At 31.3% G+C, this 20,657-nt stretch carries 19 protein-coding genes; 14 read left to right on the top strand and 5 right to left on the bottom strand.

The genetic code is table 11. The features are described from left to right. Positions 1 to 620 precede the first annotated feature (620 nt). The 6 genes from R9X47_RS06030 (at position 621) to R9X47_RS06005 (ending at position 7,790) form a co-directional block, all read left to right on the top strand. Positions 621 to 2,588 carry a methyl-accepting chemotaxis protein gene (locus R9X47_RS06030; protein WP_432665833.1) on the top strand — a complete coding sequence of 656 codons (1,968 nt, stop codon included), beginning with the start codon at positions 621 to 623 and terminating at the stop codon, positions 2,586 to 2,588. Positions 2,589 to 2,681: 93 nt separating this feature from the next. Beyond that, positions 2,682 to 3,050: a hypothetical protein gene (locus R9X47_RS06025; RefSeq protein WP_432665832.1), complete on the top strand. Its 369-nt coding sequence runs from the start codon at positions 2,682 to 2,684 to the stop codon at positions 3,048 to 3,050. Between the two features lie 329 nt (positions 3,051 to 3,379). Further along, on the top strand, positions 3,380 to 4,069 hold the full coding sequence (locus R9X47_RS06020; protein WP_432665831.1) for an MBL fold metallo-hydrolase: 690 nt from the start codon (positions 3,380 to 3,382) through the stop codon (positions 4,067 to 4,069). Between the two features lie 136 nt (positions 4,070 to 4,205). Further along, entirely contained in the window at positions 4,206 to 5,519 is a 1,314-nt protein-coding gene (locus tag R9X47_RS06015) for a glutamate--cysteine ligase (protein ID WP_432665830.1), read from the top strand. A gap of 32 nt (positions 5,520 to 5,551) precedes the next feature. Further along, on the top strand, positions 5,552 to 6,877 hold the full coding sequence (locus R9X47_RS06010; RefSeq protein WP_432665829.1) for a glutathionylspermidine synthase family protein: 1,326 nt from the start codon (positions 5,552 to 5,554) through the stop codon (positions 6,875 to 6,877). A 370-nt stretch (positions 6,878 to 7,247) separates the two neighbouring features. Continuing rightward, positions 7,248 to 7,790 (top strand): peptide-methionine (S)-S-oxide reductase MsrA, encoded by a 543-nt coding sequence (locus R9X47_RS06005; RefSeq protein ID WP_432667589.1) that lies wholly within the window; start codon positions 7,248 to 7,250, stop codon positions 7,788 to 7,790. A 110-nt stretch (positions 7,791 to 7,900) separates the two neighbouring features. Here R9X47_RS06005 and R9X47_RS06000 read toward each other — a convergent pair whose 3' ends face one another. Further along, a complete protein-coding gene (locus R9X47_RS06000) occupies positions 7,901 to 9,013 on the bottom strand; it encodes a glycosyltransferase family 4 protein (RefSeq protein WP_432665828.1) in 1,113 nt (370 codons plus the stop codon). Between the two features lie 10 nt (positions 9,014 to 9,023). After that, positions 9,024 to 9,635 (bottom strand): hypothetical protein, encoded by a 612-nt coding sequence (locus R9X47_RS05995; RefSeq protein WP_432665827.1) that lies wholly within the window; start codon positions 9,633 to 9,635, stop codon positions 9,024 to 9,026. Between the two features lie 167 nt (positions 9,636 to 9,802). Between R9X47_RS05995 and R9X47_RS05990 the strand changes: the two genes are divergently transcribed. From R9X47_RS05990 to R9X47_RS05980, 3 genes are all read left to right on the top strand, one after another. Further along, complete coding sequence (locus R9X47_RS05990) at positions 9,803 to 10,183, top strand: carboxypeptidase regulatory-like domain-containing protein (RefSeq protein ID WP_432665826.1); 381 nt, start codon at positions 9,803 to 9,805, stop codon at positions 10,181 to 10,183. Between the two features lie 915 nt (positions 10,184 to 11,098). Next, positions 11,099 to 11,536, top strand: a complete 438-nt coding sequence (locus R9X47_RS05985; RefSeq protein ID WP_432665825.1) for a hypothetical protein — start codon at positions 11,099 to 11,101, stop codon at positions 11,534 to 11,536. A 150-nt stretch (positions 11,537 to 11,686) separates the two neighbouring features. Continuing rightward, a complete protein-coding gene (locus tag R9X47_RS05980) occupies positions 11,687 to 12,154 on the top strand; it encodes a carboxypeptidase-like regulatory domain-containing protein (protein WP_432665824.1) in 468 nt (155 codons plus the stop codon). Positions 12,155 to 12,233: 79 nt separating this feature from the next. Here R9X47_RS05980 and R9X47_RS05975 read toward each other — a convergent pair whose 3' ends face one another. Continuing rightward, positions 12,234 to 12,734, bottom strand: a complete 501-nt coding sequence (locus R9X47_RS05975; RefSeq protein WP_432665822.1) for a DUF3794 domain-containing protein — start codon at positions 12,732 to 12,734, stop codon at positions 12,234 to 12,236. A gap of 277 nt (positions 12,735 to 13,011) precedes the next feature. On the opposite strand from R9X47_RS05975, the gene R9X47_RS05970 reads away from it, so the two are divergent. Further along, on the top strand, positions 13,012 to 14,469 hold the full coding sequence (locus R9X47_RS05970) for a TolB family protein (RefSeq protein WP_432665821.1): 1,458 nt from the start codon (positions 13,012 to 13,014) through the stop codon (positions 14,467 to 14,469). Positions 14,470 to 14,523: 54 nt separating this feature from the next. On the opposite strand, the gene R9X47_RS05965 is transcribed toward R9X47_RS05970, so the two are convergent. Next, a complete protein-coding gene (locus R9X47_RS05965) occupies positions 14,524 to 14,772 on the bottom strand; it encodes a hypothetical protein (RefSeq protein WP_432665820.1) in 249 nt (82 codons plus the stop codon). Between the two features lie 304 nt (positions 14,773 to 15,076). Here R9X47_RS05965 and R9X47_RS05960 point away from each other — a divergent pair, with 304 nt between their 5' ends. The 3 genes from R9X47_RS05960 to R9X47_RS05950 all read left to right on the top strand — a co-directional run bounded on the left by R9X47_RS05960 (position 15,077) and on the right by R9X47_RS05950 (position 17,266). Next, complete coding sequence (locus tag R9X47_RS05960) at positions 15,077 to 15,421, top strand: PilZ domain-containing protein (RefSeq protein WP_432665818.1); 345 nt, start codon at positions 15,077 to 15,079, stop codon at positions 15,419 to 15,421. A gap of 122 nt (positions 15,422 to 15,543) precedes the next feature. Beyond that, complete coding sequence (locus tag R9X47_RS05955; protein ID WP_432665817.1) at positions 15,544 to 16,485, top strand: phosphoglycerate dehydrogenase; 942 nt, start codon at positions 15,544 to 15,546, stop codon at positions 16,483 to 16,485. Positions 16,486 to 16,516: 31 nt separating this feature from the next. After that, positions 16,517 to 17,266 carry a phosphatase gene (locus R9X47_RS05950; protein ID WP_432665816.1) on the top strand — a complete coding sequence of 250 codons (750 nt, stop codon included), beginning with the start codon at positions 16,517 to 16,519 and terminating at the stop codon, positions 17,264 to 17,266. Positions 17,267 to 17,383: 117 nt separating this feature from the next. Here R9X47_RS05950 and ppx read toward each other — a convergent pair whose 3' ends face one another. Continuing rightward, positions 17,384 to 18,889 carry an exopolyphosphatase gene (ppx, locus tag R9X47_RS05945; RefSeq protein WP_432665815.1) on the bottom strand — a complete coding sequence of 502 codons (1,506 nt, stop codon included), beginning with the start codon at positions 18,887 to 18,889 and terminating at the stop codon, positions 17,384 to 17,386. Between the two features lie 222 nt (positions 18,890 to 19,111). Here ppx and R9X47_RS05940 point away from each other — a divergent pair, with 222 nt between their 5' ends. Further along, the gene (locus tag R9X47_RS05940; RefSeq protein WP_432665814.1) at positions 19,112 to 20,656 is read left to right on the top strand and encodes an HD domain-containing protein; all 1,545 of its coding nucleotides are present in this window, start codon (positions 19,112 to 19,114) and stop codon (positions 20,654 to 20,656) included. Position 20,657: the final 1 nt, after the last annotated feature.

The raw sequence follows: 20,657 nt of genomic DNA, 5'->3' as shown, positions 1-20,657 counted from the left end.
CAAAGAGGATATGAAGAATTCTCAGTGACTACTCATTTATAGATAAACGACATTAATATTTAAAATAAACTTTAGAGAAAACATAGAAAAACTCAAGAACATCGAGTTCTTGAGTTTTTGGTCAGATTTCTCTTCGAGAAATGATCTCAATGAATGCTTCAACACTTTTTCTTTGAAATTTATTAAACATTGAAGTTGATTATATCTAAGTTTGATTAAAAAGCTTTTTAGTCATGTTGGTATTAAGAAAAAATTAAGAAAATAGGAGGAAAATGACAGAAAATGACGAATTAGTATATCATGTATGTTAATATTATAACAAATTATGATTATTTAATATGCAAATAAAAAATTGTCTCTATGATATATAGAGGCATTTATTTGATAATGAGAAGGAAAGGAGGAGTGAGAGAAGAAAATAGTAGCAAAATTACATAAAGATTTGTATAGAGATGAGATTATAAGAAGTCATATGAAATAGCAGTTAGTTTAAAAACTATTCTTAGTGTGACAAATTTTGAAAAAGATTACACTGATTCTTGGAAAATCAATATAAACACTGTAATTTATACAATAACTATTTCAAAAATATATTTGCTTATTATTAGGAGGTAAGAAACATGAAAAGTTTAAAATACAAAATAATGATACCTGTTCTGATTATGACTTTCTTAGGGATATGTCTATTATCTGGAATTGTATATCTAAAAGCTAAGGAAATAATTATTAACGATGTAGAAGAAATAGCGAGAAATAAAAATGAAAAACTTATAACAATAGCTGATGATAAAGTTAATGAATGGAAAAATATGATTCACTTACTTTCTGGTATGGATATAGTCAAAGAGAAAGATTATGAGGGTTTGAAAAAATTTGCATCTAGTAATGGTAATGAATTTAAAGATTTTCAGGCCCTTATTATGGCAGGAAGAGACGGAAAATACAAAAACAATAAAGGTAAGGCTGGAAATATTAAGGATAGGGACTATTTTGCTAAGGTTATGAAAGGTGAATCAGTTGTATCTGAACCTGTAATATCCAAATCTACTGGAGTACCAATTATTGTTATTGCATCACCAATTAAAAATGATAGTGGACAAGTTGTAGGCCTAATTGGAGGAACAGTAGCACTGTCTAAGGTAACAGACATTGTGAATGCTGAGAAATTTGGAGAGACAGGCTATGGTTATATGATTAATCAAGAAGGTATAGTTATAGCACACCCTAAAAAGGAATTAATTCTTGAATATAATGCTCTAGAGACAGGAAGTGACTCTCAAATAGAACTTACTAGAAATATGGTTGAGGGTAAGTCTGATGTATCATATTATGAGTTCGATGGGAAGAAGAAAATTGCGGCATATGGACCGATGAAGTCAACGGGATGGTCAATAGCCATGACAACATATAATAACGAAGTAACTAAGAGCATATCGACCCTAGGAAAAATAGTAATAACAATTGGAGTAGCAATAGTAGCTTTAATAGGTATAATACTACTTTTAATCGTTACGAGAATCACTAAGCCCGTAAAGAAAATGACCCAGATTACCAATGAAGTTGCTTCAGGAAATCTTACTGTAAAAGTCGATGTAAAAAGTAATGATGAAATAGGAATACTTGCTTCTAACTTTAACAATATGATCGATAGTATGAGAGAGTTGATAAATGAAATGAAGAATATTGGCTTAACTGTAGCATCAACTTCTGAGGAAATGAAGGATTCTACAGATGAAGCAAGTAAGGTATCTGAGCAAGTAGCTGTAACCGTATCAGAGATGGCAAAGGGAGCTACTGAACAGGCTCAATCAAGTCAAGAAGGTAGCAAGATGGTTAATGACTTGATTTCTGAGATAGGTAAAATACTGGATAATATAAACGATTCAAAGAATCTAACAATCAATGCCCAAGAAACCGTGGATAAGGGTGTTAGCATATTGGAATATCAAAAAGGTAAAATGCTTGAAAACAAAAGAGCAACAAAGAATGTGAGTAACGAAATTATTTCGTTATCCGAGAAATCGGGACAAATTGGTCAAATAGTAGAGTTGATTAGAAATATTGCAGAACAAACAAATTTACTGGCATTAAATGCAGCAATTGAAGCAGCTAGAGCTGGCGAACAAGGTAAGGGATTTGCAGTTGTTGCTGAAGAGGTAAGGAAATTAGCAGAGGAATCAGGTACAGCTACAGAAAATATCAGTGAACTTATAAAGGAAATCCAGATAGGTGTTAGCAATGTTGTTGAAGAAATGAAAAACACTGAAGAAATAGTTGATGAACAAGAAAATGTCGTTAATCAAACATCAGATGCATTTAATGATATATTGAGATCAGTAGAAAATGTTACTGAAAATATAAAGGAAGTAACATATGTTTGTGAAAACGTAAGTGAGAACTCACAGGTAGTCAGTGAAAACATAAATAGTATTGCAAGCATAATTGAAGAAAATGCAGCTGGAACAGAAGAAGTATCAGCTTCCACAGAAGAGCAGACGGCAGCCTTAGAAGAGATAGCGGCATCGGCAGATGAACTGGCTGACATTATAAGAAAGCAACAGGAATTTATAGAGAAGTTCAAAATCTAGTAATTCACAGAAAAAGCAATTAATATTCACACATCGCTTAATATGGGAATATTATGTACTACAGTCTTTAAATTTTGATGAGGTGATGTGAGAATGTTATATAGAGTTCCTAGGCCACCATTTGGAGGACCTCCATTTTTTCAGCCTGGACAATTTCTTAGACCTCCTACAGGTCGTCCAGGAGGTGGACCAGGAGGAGGGTTTGTAGGTGATGATGAGCCACCGGGAAGACCACCTTCTTTTACTCCAGAACAGGGTCCAGCACTTGCAGCAGTTGATCCAGGAGCCATAAGACGATGTAGATACAAATTTACCTACCTTTGGTTAAAAAATCGCCGACAATTTTGGTCCTATCTTACATTTGTAGGCCGTACATCGGTTGCAGGTTATAGGTGGAATGGACACAGATGGGTTTACTTTGGAACCGATCTAAGAAATATTGAATCTTTTGTTTGTTACTAATAGAAAAGAAGTGCCATTTAAAGTGGTACTTCTTTTTTTCAATGCCTTGAATTTTTACTATATTAGATCAAAATAATAAATATAAGAATTAAACCCAGATTATTCATAAAAAATTCAAAATTATTTACACTCTTTCAAACTTTTCATGAATAATCTGGGTTAAAAAAAAGGAAAATTGACATAGTTATATAATAATTAAAATATATATCAAAAAAAAGCAACATATATGGAAATAGGATTATTCATAAAAATCAGAAACATGAATAACCTATTTTAAAGCCTTTTATACAAAAAAATACTATCAGAAGAGAAAATTGGAGGGAATTTAGATGAAGATAATTCATATTTTTCATAGTGGTTTTTTAGTAAGAACAGAAAATAGTGTTCTAGTGTTCGACTGCTTAGATAAGGATATTTCAAAGATATTTACGGAAGATGATAAAGTATATGTTTTTATTAGTCATAGTCATTCCGATCACTATTCTAGGGATGTTTTTGAATGGGAGAGGAAAAATTCTAATATCAAGTACTTTTTAGGTAGTGATATAGAAATGAATGATAAAAAATCAAACTATTATACTATGGATGTGTATCAAAGTCTAAATATTGATGATCTAAAAATCCAGAGTTTTGGTTCAACCGACAGCGGAGTTTCATTCTTAATAACAGTAGATAATATGAAGATTTTCCATGCTGGTGATTTGAATTGGTGGCATTGGAAGAATGATTCGAAGGAAGCACAAAGGAGAGAAGAAGAAGATTTTAAAAATGAAGTAGCAAAGCTAGCGAATGAAAGTATAGACATTGCCTTTATTCCTGTTGATCCAAGACTTGGAGAGCATTATCATATTGCGGCAGAGTACTTTACAAAAACTATTAAACCAAAGGTCCTTGTGCCTATGCACTTTGGAAACGAGTTTACAATCACGGATAAAATTAGAGAGAAGCTTAACAGGTACGATGTAGAAGTGTTAAGAATAGAAAGAAAGAATCAGGAACTAGATATTAGATATAAATAAAATTAAATGTTTGAAAAGTGATTTTAGTGGTATATATATAGATGGCAAAAAAATTGTTAAAAATTTACCTGATTTTATGCTATAAATGTTGCGGTAAAACTATATAGATATTTGAAATCCTTTGGGAGGTATAAAATTGACTATTGATAATGATATAAATTATCAGAAAGAAAGAATCATAAATTACTTTAAAGAGAGTGAGACTGCTAAGAATGAATTTAAAATTGGCGCAGAGTTTGAACATTTTGTTGTAAATGCAGATACCCTAGAAACAATATCCTTTTATGGTGAAAATGGAATTGAGTCATTGCTTAAGGAACTCACGAAAAAAGGTTGGAAGGAGAAATATGAGGAAAATCATTTAATGGCTTTAAGTAAAGATGGGAATAATATAACCCTTGAACCTGGAGCACAGGTAGAGCTTAGCACAAGACCATGTGTAGATATCAATGAAATAGAAAACCAGTATCTTAGTTTTTTAAGGGATATCATTCCTATTCTAAACGATAGAAATCAATATATAGTGTCCCTCGGATATCAACCTGAAAGTAAAATATCTCAAATACCATTTATACCTAAAGGAAGATACAAATACATGTCTGAGTACTTTACTAAAAGAGGGAAATATGCCCACAATATGATGAAGGGGACAGCTTCCTTACAGATAACCATAGATTATTGCTGTGAAGAGGATTACATGAAAAAATTCCGTGTTGCTAACGCATTATCTCCATATATATCATACATTTTCGATAATGCTCCTTTCTTTGAAGGTGAAGTGTGGAATAAAAATACTCTAAGAGTTAATATCTGGAATAACTGTGATGATGATAGATGTAAGATCGTGCCTAAATCCTTAGACAGAGTTTTTGGTTATGAGGACTATGCTGAATACGTTCTAAATGCTCCACCAATAATCATCCAAAGGAATGGCGAATTTGAATTTACTGCAGATAGACCTTTTAAGGATATATATTATCCAGATGAATACACTAAAGAGGAGTTAGAGCATGTACTTACTATGTATTTTCCCGATGTAAGAACGAAAAAATTTATTGAAGTAAGAATGGCGGATTCAGTTCCATATCCATTAAACATTGCCGGAGTAGCTCTTTGGAAAGGTTTGTTATATAATGAGGAAAATCTTGAATCATTATATAAGAAATTTAATCATATTACTAACGATGAGGCTAGCAATATCAAAAGAGATATAATCGAATCCGAAGATGACTTTCAAGTAGTGAATAAAGATATTATGAATGTCTGTAAGGAGATTATAAGTCTTGCAGAAAAAGGGCTTAGTGAAGAAGAAGAGAAGTTTCTACTTCCCCTTAAAGAACTTATAGACATAGAGATGACCCCATCGAAGTTAATCAAAGAAAATCTACACTTAGGAAAAAATAAAGCTTTAGAAGGAAGCATTTTAAATAACATAGAAAATAACATTTAATGCTAACTCTACTATGATTGGAGTGAGACCATTTGAATCGAATCGATTTAGATAGTGAATATATTAACATCGTTAAAAATAAAGAGAAATCATGTTATGATGACTATCTTAAAACAAAAGAAAGTGTAAAAAACTCAACTGCCATGTATAAAGGAAAGCCAGTTCCATTCCTATATATGCCAAAGTTTTATACGGAAGAAGATCTAGATAGGTTCAAAAAACTTACATCTACTTTAATGACAATTCTTAGAAAGGTTATAGATAGATATATAGAAGATCAAAGCTTTAGAGAAAAGTTTGGTTTTTCAAAGCTTTTAGAGGATCTAATTTTAACTGAACATGGGTATAATGCAAAGGTCCCTATGGCAAGAATAGATATATTCTACAAAGAAGATGGAAGTTTTAAGTTCTGTGAATTGAATGCTGATGGATCATCAGCTATGAATGAAGATAGAGAGTTATCAAGAATATTGTCTGATACTGTGGCCTTTAAGGAAATGGAAAATAAGTATGATATAAAATCCTTTGAGCTTTTTGATACCTGGGTAAAAGAATCTGTTAGTATTTTTAGAGAATTCAATTCGTCAATAGAGAAACCTAATGTGGCTATTGTTGATTTTAATGACAAGGGAAGCCCTAATGAATTTGAGATTTTTAAGGAAGCATTTAAGAGAAATGGATATAATGCTGAGATTGTTGATGCCAGAGATTTGAAATATCAAGATGGAGAGCTGTATTCTGATGACATGAAGATAGATTTTGTCTATAGAAGACTTGTAACAAGAGATTTAATGGAAAGGGCCGATGAAATACCTGACCTTATTAAGGCTGCAATTGAAGGTAAGGTTTGTATAATTGGGCCAATCAAGTCACAAATTATCCACAACAAGATAATATTTAAGATTTTACATGACAGCTATACTACAAATTTTCTAACGGAAGAAGAAGTAAAGTTCATTAAGGACCATATACCATATACAGCTAAATTTGATGGTGAAGGCTTCGATTATAATGAATTAATCACTGATAAAGACAAGTATATACTTAAACCGATGGACCTTTATGCATCTAGAGGAGTTTATGCTGGACGAGACTTTAGTAGTGAGGAATGGAAGAAGAGACTAAAAGAATGTCATGGAAATGACTATCTTATACAGGAATACTATACTCCTTCTCAAAGTGATTTAGTAGAATTTCATGAAGGTGAACTAAAGGTAAGTAAATTCAACAACATTACTGGGATGTACATGTATAATGAAAAACTATATGGACTCTACTCAAGGGTAGGAAAGAATGCCATTATATCTGGGCTTCATGATTGCTATACATTACCAACATTCCTTGTGACAAAAAAATAATTTAAGTAAAAAGCTCAAAGATTCATGGTAAAAGAATTTTTGAGTTTTTTTATGCTCCAAACTCAAGACCTCATAGTATTTATCGCTATTTTTATGAAGAACTCATCTAACTATCTATACAATAATTTACAAGATATCTTGGATTTAGATAAATAAAATATGGGTAAAAATAATATAGAGATTCCAGTCAAAACTATAATTTACTTGGAACCCTCTATATACAATTATTTGATATTTGTTTAAAGGAGAAGATATTATGAAAAAAATACCTAGTATAGATTTGAGAAAATCAAAAGAACTTGAAACAGCAACTTTTGCCATGGGATGATTTTGGGGACCAGACGCCCAGTTTGGGCTTACAAAGGGAGTTATTAGGACGAGAGTTGGCTATGCTGGAGGAATCAAAGATAATCCAACATACTACGATTTAGGAAATCATACTGAAACTATACAAATTGATTATGACCCTAATATTATTTCCTATGAAGAAATTCTCAATATATTTTGGAATAGCCATGCTCCTGAATATAAATCTCCATCTAGGCAGTACATGTCAGCAATTTTTTGCCACAATGAAAAACAGAAAGAAATTGCCTATGAAACTATGGCTAGAGAAGAAAAAAGAAAGGAATCAAAAATATATACTGAAATAGTGCCCTATGAAAAATTCTATCTAGCAGAAAGTTATCATCAAAAATATTACCTACAATTAGTACGGCAGCTTATGGATGACTTTGGAGCCATGTATAGAAAGTTTAATGATTTTATAAACTCAACTGCTGCAGCCCATGTGAATGGATATATAAAGGGATATGGTACATTAAAAATGCTCTCCAATGAGATAAAGGATTTAGGTTTATCTGAGAAAGGTCAAAAACGGCTGAAACAGGCTGTTGAAGGATATGGAAGATAATAAGAATACTTACTTGAAAATTACTATAGTAAAAACATGAAAAGATCCTACTTGAATAGAGTAGGATTTTTCATACTTAACAGCTACCAAAGAATCATAGGCAGCTTTTTTTATATAATAGACTCATATATTCTTACTAGCTGCTTTATGGAATTATTAGTCTGATACTTTGACATAAGTGAGGTACTTTCTAATAAACCAGATTTTTTCTTCTCTATTGTTTCTAATAAAGTATTTTTAAAGTCCTCTATATCCTCATAATCTACATAAATTGCTGAATCTTCTAGGACCTCTTTAAAAGAGGAGGTATCGCAGCAAATTACTGGAGTTCCACAAGAAAGCGATTCCAAAGATGATGTAGGAAACCCTTCATAATCTGAAATGGTTATCGTAGAAAGAGCATTGTTGTAAAGATAGGGCATATAAGCATAGTCGATAGAGCCAATAAATCGAATATTATGGCTAATATTTAGATCCTTAGCCATATCCTTTAGCTTTAAATAGTATAAGTTCTTCTTTCCACGATTATTACCCGCAATTATTAACTTCAGATCCTTGTGTATTTCTAATATATCTTTAAAAGCCGTTAGTATAATATCTAAATGCTTTCTTTCGTGGGCACTTCCTGCAAAAAGTAAGAAATCTCCATCAATCCCATATCTATTTGCTAATACAGAAGAACATTTTTCTTTATCTATGGGTCGAAACATTTTTGAAATTGTTGGATAAATTACGGAAATTTTATCACTTGGAATATCTAGATAGGTAATTAGTTCATCTTTGATAAATTTTGATACGGCTATTACTTTATCAGCTTTTTCTAATGAGATAGGTACTACATTTCTAAATTTTTTATAATATTTTTTATCGACGAGTTCAGGATTGCTTAGGGGTAATAAGTTATGTAATGTCAATACATATTTGCAAACCTTTCTTTTGGGTAGGCTAAAACCATTATTAGGAGAATGATAGATTGTTATGTTATTTTTAATAAGATAGCTTTCAAGCATTTCATAATTATTTTCTTTTCTATTTAGATTGATTTCATCAAAATCTAAATGTTCTATTTTTAAGGGACTTGCGTCAACATAACTATTAGATACCAATCTATATTCTGCCTGTGGATAAAGATTGGTAAGCCTATTTAGCAGTTCAAAGGTATATGAACATAAACCTGTATTTTTAAAATGGCTAAGTCCTATACCGTCATAGCATAATTTCATAAATATCACCTCATAGAATTTCTTCATCTAGATCTATTAGGGGGTTACTGTGCCTATGTTTTTCTATATCTTCAGATATAGAAAGTTCTTCATACATGTTTTTAAGTGGTTTTGACTTAATCTGTATTCCGTCATATGTATTTAAAGGAGGGGTTTCTGAAGGCACTTCTTTATAATTAACGTTATAATTAACATCTAGCAAATATAGAAAGTGTCCATAGATCTTCTTGGGATTAATCACACTGAAATATGCGTCAATTACATGGATCTTTAAATTCCATATATCTTCTAAACCTTGAGGTAATTCTGTGAAAGTATTAAAGGTCGTATCAAGATTGAGAATTGATATTTTTTCTACTTTGCTATTTTCCGTATATATAATTTTATATTTTTTAACTCCATCTAAAATTACTATTTTGCCTACAGGTGTATTTATGGATCTATGTGACTTTATATCTATACTTATCAGAATCTCGTATATACTCTTTATTTCTGGTTTATCCTCAGGTAGAAAAAGAGTCTTTGCTTCAGAATATATAATTGTATGGCCGTTTTCGTTTTTTAATAAATCTTTTTCCCGTGTTATTCCCTCGATATTTATGTGATTTCTAACAATTCCCATTTATATCACCTCTGTATACTATAATATACTTCTTGTACAATTTTATTTTCATATTTTCAATTTAGAAGTACTTTTTTCATGAAAAGCAGCTCATATGTAAATTATTATTGGAATAATGAAATAAGGGGAACATATAATATAGTACAAAACTAAAGGGGGATATTATTTTGGGCTATAGATTGGTAAGCTTTGGATTTACTCCAGAAAAAAATGAACAACTTGATGTTGTCTTAAAGGTTCCTCATGAACCACGAAGTGTAATTCAAGGTGTTGTTAAAAATTATAAAAATGAGGTCGTAAAGGATGCGGTGGTTAAACTATTTAAAGAAAAATGCATAGATCCCTATGAGTTAGAGCCAATAACCCATACCTTTACCGATGAGTGGGGACACTTTCTATTTGGACCCCTTCAGCCTAATCAAAAGTATGTAATCAAGGTGTGGATACAAGATATTAAAAACAGGGAGATAATCATAGAACCTGAAGGCTTTTATCTTGACTCAGAAGAAGTAGAAAATAAATTTGATGATGAAGAAGTAGATCAATGATTATTAACTTGAAGATCTATCAAGGGTGAAAAGTTCCATTGGCCTTGATAGATCTTCAAGTTTTAATACTTTACGCAATCTATGTAATACATATAGTATTAAGCGATCTGAAGACATAAATTATATAGAAATTTTTGTATTGATTAGAAGATGTCGATATCAATCATCGTATCGATCTTCATTCTCGGGCTTATAGTAGAATACCTTTATAAAAAAGTCCTCCCCTGACGGAACGCCGAATAAGAACTGACCACATTCATCTGCAAAAGTATATATAACAGGTGGCAATTTGCATATATCTCTTTTATTTTCTAAACAATTTAACTACAGTATCTCACACAGGTTTATTATTAGGAAACTTAACAAAACCATGTGCAGCTGCTCTGTTTTCTTTTTCTAGATCTAAGCACATCTCCTTTTCTTCATTGGGTTTTAAAGATGCTAAATCTTTTTTTAAACTTCCAAACCATTGATTTACTTCTTTTTAAATATAATTGACTATAATATCTAAAACTACTACATCAACACTAGAGACATTAATAGGTTCATTGGGATCTATTTCACTTTCCCCCTCCAAAAAAGTTATCCTTAACTAACCTCTTAATTTGTAGTTTGCTTATTGCTTGTATATATGACACTAATATCCATTTTTCTACATAATTTCCTTATATAATCCTTCATAAAAATACCTCCAAACCTATTTTAGCTTCTAAAATATTTTATGAAAATATACGGAAAAGTGTGTAAAATTACCGAAAGTAACTTGTACGAATATAAAACCATAGAAATTTAGTACAAAGAAATTTTTTCAAGAAATTTGTACAAAAAAGTAACATTATGTACTGTCCACTAATACTATGTATCGAGGCTAGGGGATAGGTACTAGCCGAAAAAAAAAATTGGAGGGATGAAGAAATGACAAATTTTGATTACGGAAGACTTAAGAAAGAATTAAAGGTTGAGCTTGAAAATGAACTAAAAGCAAAAATAGAGGCTGATTTAAGAGCAAGACTTAAGGCTGACCTTGACGCAAGACTAAGAAATAGAAACAAAGCTAAAGCATATGCTGACGCAGATGCAAAAGCAAGGAACAGAAACTTTGACTTTGAAGTAGAAAAGGAAATAGACGTAGACAAAGAAATTGAAATTGAAAAAGAATATCACAAGCAGATACAGTATAACAATCAACATAATCACAATGTAGTTAGACAATATCAAGGTCAAAAAGCTGAAGCAGAAAACGAAGCTGAAGCTGAAGCAGAAAACAAAAATAGAAATAGAAATAGAAACAAAGCAGATGCTGATGCAGATGCAAAAGCAAAAAACTTCAAGGTTGACAAAGGTAGATACTAATCTTCCTGATTTAAATAGTGGGGATTTCCCCACTATTTAAATTAAATAAAAGACCGAAATATAAATTTTTAAATTAATTATATAGATAGTTAAAGATCTTTTGAAGAGAAGTTAAAAAGTAATTAAGGGATACATCTAGGAGGTGAAACTATGGAAATGGAAGATAAATTAGAAGGAATAAGCGAAAACACTAAAGGTTTATCGGATACAGATGTAAAGAATGGAACTCAAGAGCAAGTAAGCAGCCAACGTAATATTCAAGATATTGATCAGGCACAGAATGTCAATGCGACTCCTATGCAATTTAATACACAAAATTTTAATGTTAAAACTGAATTCAATGTTAGAGACTATTGTGGAAAGATAACAGGGGTTACCTATATAGAGGAAAGCAATAAAATACTTCCGAATGTAAAGGTGTTGTTATACTTTGGCACTATAAATGAAATTGCGGTATATAAAACTAAATCTGATGAGAATGGAAACTTTTCAATAGAGGATTTACCTCCTGGGTATTACAGTATACTAGCATATGCAGGGCATGACTTGAAAGATGCAGTCCAATGTATAAAAGTTTTACCAGGTCAAAGTATACATCAGTGTATTCTTTTACGATAGAGGATTTTTAACTTGTGCTATATAACCTAGATATCATACTGAATGTTAACTAGAAAATAAGCCAGTTAAAAAGGGTGGTTTACAGATCAAATTTAATTCTATTAAATCCATAGATAAAAGCATCTAAAAATATAACTGTATTTTGAAAAATCTCTCTTTTGTTAAGGTGTCTGGTATGTATGTTTTCTATATAACCTGAGACCTTAACAGAGTGTGAGGGCTTAAAATAATTTGGAAGTATTATGAAAGTACTATAGGGAATACTGAAACAGACTATGTGAATTGGCTGATTTACAAGTCCGGTACTATACTCTATTTTTAATTCAAGCTGATTCTCTACTATTACTTCCCAACCGGTTAAAATTTTACCATCGAATGAGGTTGCTTTTGGTGTTGTAATGATCTTGGTTTCTATAACATCTGTATCTGCTGTTACCTTAAGTATTTCATTAATATCTGGATCTGCATTTGATAACGTTAATGTGTTCTGTAAATTGAGGTGTTTGAAGGATGATGGAGCTTTAGGCAGGTTATTTGATACACCTAAGTATTCTATAAGACCTTTTACGGTACTAGACATATGTAAACCTCCTTAATGACTTATAAAATAGCTTTGAAAATTATTATTCTTTGATAATATTTTATTATTCTCAAAACAAAATATGCAAAATATCTAGCATATGTTTAAATATTATGGTTATGTACATAAAAATCCATAATATTTTTTTTTTCGTTGAATAGATATTTTATAAAACATAGGAAATTATAAACTTTTTTAAATTATGCAATTTCCTCAAATATATATTTTGTATCCTTCAACCCGGATTCAATATTAGAACTTTTAAGGAGTGGATAGGGTGAAGCATAAGAAATCTTCGGTCAAAAAGAATGGTATATCTGAAGATATACCTAAGGTAATGAAATATTTCTCACAATCTGATTTAAAGCAAACAATTGATATTCCCGCTTGTTTACCCGACGTTGATGAAGTAATCTCTATAATTGTAACGCCGAAAGTTACTTCACTAAGATCGGTTGAAACAGTGAAGGGGAAATCCTTTGAAGGCGAGAATATATCTGGTTGTCAAATATTATTAGAAATAGAGCTAAGTAAGAGAGTGATGTATGTTGCTGATAATCTAGAGCAAAGTATGCATGTCATACAAAGTGAGTCCACTGAAAGTGTTTACATAGATGTACCATCACTTATTGAAGGAACAGAAACTGAATTATTAGTAAAGCATGAAAGATTTAAAACAAGCATATTTACTCAGGACATTGTTAGTAATAGGATAAATGCAAGAAAAATTCTTATCACCCCTTTTTTTATATTTGAGATTAAATATATACCTACATATGCAATATGTCTTTGTGTGTACAATGATTCTAGGGATAGTGATATAAGCATTTGCTATGATAACGGAAGATATTATAAAAAACTGACTAAAGAGCACTTATTAAAGGTGGTATCACCTACCTGGTCACCTAGTGGGCAAGATATAGCATTCCTATCCAATAAAGAGGGTAGATATATGTTGTACACACTAAATATCAATAGTGATACCCCCATTAGAATTACAAATCCAATGATATTTGAAAGCATTACAAGTTATTGTTGGAACAATAATGGTGATCAAATATATTTTGCGGGTATAACCGATGGAGAGAAAGATATATACGCTGTAGACGTAAGGAGATTAAGCTGTGAAAGGCTGACATATGGTGAAGATTTAGCAAAAAATTATAAGCCTAGATGCTCCCATAATGGAGAGAAAATAGCATTTACAAGATCTTCTTTAGGTGAAAAACGCCTTTATATTATGGATAATAATGGGCTAAGCCTACAACAGCTTACCAGCTTTGGCAAGATTAAAGATTATGACTGGCACTCAAATGACAAACAAATAACCTACATAATAGATGAGGAGTTTGGAAAGCATAGCCTATGTATTATTAACACTAATACAAATGAAAGAGAATTTATCAAAACAACCGAGGAATTGGAGACCTTGAGAAAAGTAAGATATTCTCCAAATAGCAATTATATAACATATATAGGAAGGAAAGATTTAATTGACAATATATACTTGTACGATATTAAGAAGAGAGTAATAATAAATTTAACAAAAGAAATAGGAAATAAAACTATTAGCGATTATGTTTGGAAAATAGATGAAAGGAAAATATACTATAGTGCCAACAACCTAGATCACTTCAATGTTTATATTTTAGATATAGAGAAAGACGATGTTACTCAGATAACTGATGGTACATATTTAGATGTAAATCTAAGCTATAGACCTAAAATCATTTAGGTTTCTTAGACAAGTAATATTAACACTTGAAATACCTTAAAACAAGTAAATAGACTATGGACAATTTTCGAATTGAAATCTAAAGTCGATGTTGGTATTAGGATTGAGATATACTACAAGAATAGCCTGAGGAAATTCTCTATTAGTTCCCGCAGTAAAGATTACATCGAAATCAATATTGCACTTTATAAGTAAGGCAATAGCAGAATTTAGCTCAACAATCTTGATTTTATCTGCATTTATTAAATTGAGGAATGTTTCGGATTTGAGTATATTAAAAAATCCCTTTGAGCAACCTGGCATTATATGACCTCTCTTCTAAATACATAAAGAAATAATCACCAATAATAACTTATATAAATAGTTGGGACCTAGCATCCCTACTGGTGATTTCTAAAGGTTTCTTCTTCTATACTATAGTTTATGATATAGTCTGTTTAAATGACATATTTAATTGCAAAATTATTATTAAACCCTGATCATTCATGAAAAGTTTGAAAGTGTGCAAGTAAATTTGAATTTTTCATGATTAATCTGGGTTAAATACAGTATTGAATATATTTCATATGTTATAATAGAGTATAAAATATTATTGGGAGGAATTTCTATGGAGGACAAAAGAAAAAGTAAAAGACTGCCGGTGAATATTAATTTAGAAATAGAATCTTTGTATCAATCGGGTGACAAAACCTTTGATGATATTAATGATAAGGTTACACTAATAAACGTTTCTAAAACAGGTATCGGCTTAATTAGTGACATTGAACTACCTATAGGATACTATTTCAATGCTAAGATTACAATAGATGAAGAAAAGATGTTCTATAGTGTTCTTAGGATTGTAAGAAATCAAAAAATCAATAGTGGATTTATGGTTGGTTGTGAGTTCGTGGGATTAGCAGATGTTCTAAGTGACAGTATAGATGATTATGAAAAGGAAATATTTGAATAAAGTTACTGCTTAGCAGTAACTTTTATTTTAATTGGGGTCATTTTTCAAAGAGAAATCTGAGCAAAACGAAGGAATTTGATGCCACTGAGTTTTTATTAGTACTTTTATGAGGAGAGATAATTATGAAAGTTCTATTTACATATCATTATGGAGAGGAAAAAATGAAGGCAGTTAGTGATTTAGGATATGAAGTCATTCATATACCAGAAAAAGAAGTATCTAACTGCGATGAAATTGAAGATATAGAGGTTTTAGTTTGTTATACCCCCTTTAACAGCCTTGATATTAGCAAATTAAATAATTTGAGATGGATTCAGTTATCTAGTATAGGTAGTGATCAGGCTCCGTACAGCTATATAAAGGAAAAAGGAATTTTTCTTACCAATAATAAAGGCGGATATAGCATACCTATGGGGGAATGGATAGTTCTAAAAATATTAGAAATTTATAAAAATAGTAAGTATTTTTATAATAAGCAGAGAGAAAAAGAATGGAAGCTATCTACGGATGTACTCGAGATTTATGGTAAAAATGTAGGATTTATAGGAACGGGATCTATAGCTAAAGAAGGTGCGAAAAGGCTTCAAGGTTTTGGTGCAAATATCTATGGACTTAATACAAAAGGAAGCAGCGTAGAGTATTTTGATAAATGCTTTGCTATGGAAGAAATCGATGAACTATTGTCTATTTGTGATATAGTAGTGTGTACTATTCCATATACTAAGATGACCCATAATCTCTTAAATAAAGAAAAAATAGATAAAATGAAGGATGCATCAGTATTAATTAATGTATCAAGAGGGAATATTATTAATGAAGATGATCTGATTACAGCCCTTAAAGAAGGTAAATTTTTAGGAGTTGCTTTAGATGTATTTGATGAGGAACCATTACCAAAGGATAATCCGCTTTGGAGTATAGATAAGGTTTATATTACTCCTCATAATTCATGGGTTTCTGAGATGCGCAATGAGAGAAGATTTAAGAATATATATGAAAATATGAGAAGATATATAAATGGAGAAGCTCTTATTAATCTAATAGATTTAGATAGAGGATATTAACTTATACAGATATAGAAGGAGAATCAAACAGATGAAGTTAATTTTGGATACACATACGCATACTATCGCAAGTGGACACGCCTATAGTACTATCCATGATTATATAGATGTGGCCAAAAAAAAGGAGTTAGAGCTTGTAGCTTTTACGGATCATGGTCCGGCTATGCCTGGTGGCCCACATATTTTTCATATAGGGAATCAAAGAGTGATTCCTAGAGAAATAGATGGCGTAGAAATTTTAAGAGGTGTTGAAGCAAACATTGTAGATTTTGATGGAAACATTGACATACCTGAAAGATTTTTAAAGAGGCTAGATATAGTTCTTGCTAGTCTGCATGATGTATGTATCGACCCAGGAACAAGGGAAGAGAATACTAGAGCCTTTTTAAAGGTAATGGAGAACCAGTATGTAGATATAGTTGCACACCCAGGGAATCCAAGATTTCCAATTGATATCGATGCCTTTGTTCTAACTGCTAAAAAAGAAAATAAGATAATTGAAATAAACAATAGTACTTTCACGAATCCAGGCCGGAGTGGCAGTAGAGAAAACTGTATAATGATTGCAAGAAAGGCGAAGGAGCATGGAGTATTTGTTGTGGCAGGTAGTGATGCCCATATTTCCTTTGATGTAGGTAATTTTGAAAAAACAATAGAGGTCTTCAAATTAGTTGAAATGCCTGAGGAACTTATAATGAATACTTCTAAGGAAAAGCTTAAGGATTATTTGAGAGCTAAAGGAAGGAAATTTGAAGAAAAAACGGTTGTTCCATTTAAATAAGTATTTGTATTTAGTCTTTGAGTTCAAAAACTCGGAACATCTATGTCCCGAGTTTTTATTATTGAGGTAATTTATCTAATCAAAAGGCAGATGTTTAGTACCTCTGAGCCTGTATTGTTATTCGATAATTAATTTTTTACCATAAACCTTTTTGAATTGCTCAGTGGCATTTAAAGCATGGTTGATTTCAACCTCGGTACTTTTATCTGAAAGAACCGTTATCTTTACTTCATCGGTATTTACATAGCACTCTACATCTGTTACTTTTCCATCAAGACAAATATCTAAGCTTTCTGCAATTATTAATAAGAGACCAAGCATCCTTATAGTTACCATATCGTCCTTAGTAATGATATTCTTATACTTAAGCCAATTAATCTTAAACTTTTTATTTCTGTGTAGGGCCGCAACAAAGGCACTCATAAGCAACTCCTTATGGGTTAAACCGTTTATTCCTGCATTTAAAATCATATAGAAGGAATGCTGAGTATGATTATAAAATCTAATATTTATTCCAGAGTCATGGAGTAGGGCAGCAGTTTTAAGCAATTTATGTGTATCAACTGAGAAACTTTCCTCTCCTAGTATTTGCTTATAGAGGGATCTACTTAGGCTATAGATATGGTTTGCATGTTCTATATCAAGCTCATATTTACTCATCAGACTATTTATTGAAAAGTCTAAAACATTTCCTACGGGTTCAACATTATTGTGGATATAATCATATATTAATCCCTCACGAATACCACTTCCACTGACAATAAGATTTTTTAGCTGGCAATGCTCAAATAGACTCCATACGGCGCCCGAAACCCCAACAAAAATATCAGCTCGATCCTTTGAAAGTCCTTTTATTTTTTTTCTTTCCTCAAGATTCTTTTCTTTTGCAAGTTTATATACTTTATGCAAATCACCTTTTTTCATTCTAAAATTGTGAGTAATTTCAAGGGGATAGCTACTTGATTTACGAACAATGTTTCCCATGTTTCTTATTGTCCCACCTACACCGATTAGAGGATAACCTTTTGTTTTAGAAAGCCAAGGAATTTTACTATAATTAGCAGCTAAAAAATCTTCTAAAGCCTTAATATTGCTTTCTTTAACATTGTTGCTAAGCTTAAAATCTTGAGTTAAATTAATTGAACCAAAGGGAAGACTAATACTATTGGATATTTTCCTATTCTCTACTAAAATAAGTTCTGTGCTTCCTCCTCCAATATCCATAATAAGTCCTTTATCAATATCGATACTATTTATAACACCCCAATATGCAAAGAAGGCTTCTTCTTTACCTGAAAGAACCCTAATATCTATTCCGGCTTCCTCTTTAACTCTTTCAAGAAAATAGTTGCTATTTTTAGCCTTCCTTACAGCGGCAGTTGCTACAGCAATAATTTCATCTACGAGGGTGGCATCGCACATACTCTTAAACATCTTTAAGGTTTTTATTGCCTTAGCAATTCGGTCAGGTTGTAATTCTAGACTATCATCCATTCCCATTCCGAGTCTAACACTTTCTTTAACATCATTAAATATCTTAAAGCTCCCTTTTTGGCCAATTTTGACCAATACTAACCTTACAGAGTTTGATCCGATATCTATAATTCCTATTTTTTTCATCATAAAAACTCCTCATCTTTTTAGGATTTCCTTAATATATTTTATGCTATTTGGGTAAGTATTTATTAAATATAAATTATAGAACAAAGTTACGAGAAAGAAAAGGAATTTAATTCGTTAAGTTTAGGTTAAATATCTATTTATATTTAATGAAGAGATTGTATGTTAGGTTAATAATCAGATAAAATAAGTATATAGTAAATAATACTAAGGAGTATGTTGACTATGAAAAATAAAATAAGAACGGTTTCATCTATTGATGTAGGCTCATACCATATTAGAATGGTAGTTGCTGAAATCAATAAGCAAGGAGAAATAACAATACTTGAGGAATTAAGACGTCACACTAATATTGGTAAGGATACATTTTCTGATGGAAAAATTAATGTTGAAACAATCCATGAAACATGCAAAATACTGAAAAAATTTGCAAAGGTTATGAAGGAATATGGAGTAAAACACTACAGAGCTGTATCTACTAGTGGTATTAGAGAGGCAGATAATAGAAGCTATGTTATTGAGCAGATTAGAATGAGAACTGGACTCGAGGTAGAAATAATAAATAACTCTGAAGAAAGGTTTCTAACATTTAAGGCTATTAGGAGCAAATTAAAGGACTCTAGAAAAATGAGAGAAGAGGGTGTACTCGTTGTCAATATAGGGTCAGGAGGCGTAGAGTTCTCAGCCTTTAAGGATGGTAATCTAAGGTTTACGTCCTATACAAAAGTAGGTTCATTAAGACTTAGGGAATTGCTAGCGGATCTTGAGGGACAGACACTGGATTTTCCAATTATTATGGAAGGATTTATTGAAAGTAAAACCTATCTTATTGAATCAATAATAGAGAAAATGGAGATAAAGCACTTTATAGGGCTCGGCGGAGGTTTATGGAATATTTTAAATATATGTAATCATAATGAAATAAAAGGGGAAAGCAAAATAATTGACAAGAAAGATATAGACAAGCTTTACTCTGATATTGCTACAAAATCGATAGATCAGATAGTGAATACCTTTCGTTTAGATTATTCAGAGGCACAAACCTTACTTCCGGCTACAATTATTTTTAGAAGGTTTTTAAATATTACAAAGGCAAAGCATATCTTTGCGCCTATGGTATCTCTTAGGCACGGTATCTTGGCGGAAATGGTTGATGAGTGGTTTGACACACCAAGAAAAAAGGATTTTTTAAACGATATAATTAGCTCGGTAAAGTATATAGGAGAAAAATATAATTATGATGAAAAGCATGCATCTCATATTCAATATTTATCTACCTCTATTTTTGACCAGTTAAAAAAGATGCATAAGCTTGGAGAAAAGGATAGATTATATTTACAGGTGGCTTCATTATTACATGATGTAGGGAAATTTGTTAATTTAGATAAACATCATATATATACATACGATATTATCAAAGCTCAAAATATAATGGGGTTTTCAAATAGAGAACTAAATATTATAGCGAATATAGCAAGATATCATGATGAGGAAAATCCTAAGAGATTTCATGATAACTATAATAAAATGGATTATGATGATCAGATCACAATATCAAAGCTTAGTGCTATGCTTAAGATTGCTGATGCATTAGATATTACTCATCTTCAAAAAATAAGAGATGTAGAAGTTTCACATAATAAAGATGAAATATACTTTAAGACTTTAACAAAGGAAGATATTCTACTTGAAAAATGGGCATTTATGAAAAATTCAGGATTTTTTGAAGAAGTGATGGGGATGAAAGCTTTAATAAAGCATAAAGGGTGAT

Origin of the sequence: Wukongibacter baidiensis (assembly GCF_050888315.1) — a bacterium.
In the GTDB taxonomy this organism is placed as follows: Bacteria; Bacillota; Clostridia; order Peptostreptococcales; family Caminicellaceae; genus Wukongibacter; species Wukongibacter baidiensis.
The sequence above is the reverse complement of the archived record's forward strand: the minus strand, read 5'-3'. Positions and strand labels throughout refer to the sequence as shown.